This window comes from Streptomyces sp. GC420 (assembly GCF_009916105.1).
In the GTDB taxonomy this organism is placed as follows: domain Bacteria; phylum Actinomycetota; class Actinomycetes; order Streptomycetales; family Streptomycetaceae; genus Streptomyces.
This window is the reverse complement of record NZ_JAAAXQ010000793.1, coordinates 1-877: the sequence shown is the minus strand read 5'-3', so window position 1 is coordinate 877 and position 877 is coordinate 1. Positions and strand designations below refer to the sequence as shown.

Sequence of the window (877 nt, the reverse complement as noted above, 5' to 3'; positions counted from 1 at the left end):
CTAGGGTCCGTCTTCAAAAGATCGTTCGATGGTGGATCATGTTTCCGTGATCCGTCGTCATGAACTGACCGATGCTGAGTGGGAGTTGCTGGCTCCGCTGATACCGAGTGCCAGTAGAGGCCGTCCTCGGGCGGAGGACCGCCGGGTGATCAACGGGATGGTCTACAAGATTCGGACCGGGGTTTCCTGGCGGGACCTGCCGGAACGTTACGGCCCGTGGAAGACGGTCTACACCCGCTTCCGTCGCTATGCCATCGACGGTGTGTTCGCCCGGGCTCTACAGCAGATCCAGGCTCGGGCCGATGCCGCCGGTGACATCGACTGGCTGGTCCAGATCGACTCCACCATCGTCCGCGCCCATCAGCACGCAGCCGCCACCGGCCGAAAAGGGGGAAGTATCGGACGGACGAACCGGACGATCACGCCCTCGGTCGATCCCGAGGAGGCCTGACCACCAAAATCCACCTCGCCTGCGACGGCCGCGGCCGGCCCCTGGCCGTATTGCTGACCCCGGGACAACGCCACGACGGCGTTTGCGCAAGGCCTCTGCTCGAACGCATCCGAGTACCCCGCACCGGCTTGGGCCGGCCCCGCTGCCGACCTGACCACGTGATAGCCGACAAGGCCTACAGCTCACGCGGATTCCGCACCTACCTGCGGCGACGCGGCATCGGGCACACGATCCCGGAGAAGAACGACCAGAAGCAGCACCGCTTCAACCGAGGTCGGCGAGGCGGCCGCCCCACGGGCTTCGACCGCGAGACCTACCGCCGCCGCAACACCGTCGAACGCTGCTTCAACCAACTCAAAGGCTTCCGCGGCATCGCCACCCGCTACGAGAAGACCGCCACCTCCTACGAAGCAGCGGTCACACTCG

At 65.6% G+C, this 877-nt stretch carries 1 protein-coding gene; it reads left to right on the top strand.

Annotated features, from left to right (window positions below; translation table 11 throughout):
* Window positions 1–49: 49 nt before the first annotated feature.
* A protein-coding gene (locus tag GUY61_RS38655) for an IS5 family transposase (RefSeq protein ID WP_313897048.1) occupies window positions 50–877 on the top strand; the annotation gives its coding sequence in 2 pieces (ribosomal slippage) (window positions 50–403 and window positions 406–877; 826 coding nt annotated over the 2 pieces). This gene is flagged as partial in the annotation.